We start from the raw sequence: 265 nt of genomic DNA on the forward strand, positions 1-265 counted from the left end.
AGATCATCTTTAGTGATAGTTTCATGAGGATAAGCTGCTTTAAAATGTGCTAGACCCTCATCAGTAATGGCATCACGCCTTTGTAAACCAACTGTTGTGCTTTTTTCTGTAAATAAATGGGATTGTTTCCCACTTTTATTTTTTGAGATCGTAGTGTCTTCGTAAATATAGCGTGGAAAGCATTGACCTTTTTCTATTGTATCTAGATTAGGTAAATCTTTAATCATAAGTGCAGAAAAATCTTTCTTTGCTCCTGTACCTGTAA

General features: G+C 34.3%; 1 protein-coding gene. It reads right to left on the reverse strand.

Features of this window, described 5'->3' with window-relative positions; all coding sequences use genetic code 11:
- A partial coding sequence (locus BN338_RS09730) for a type ISP restriction/modification enzyme (RefSeq protein WP_039761838.1) occupies nucleotides 1-265 on the reverse strand: 265 nt, incomplete at both ends.

The organism is Bartonella queenslandensis AUST/NH15 (assembly GCF_000312585.1).
Classification (GTDB): domain Bacteria; phylum Pseudomonadota; class Alphaproteobacteria; order Rhizobiales; family Rhizobiaceae; genus Bartonella; species Bartonella queenslandensis_A.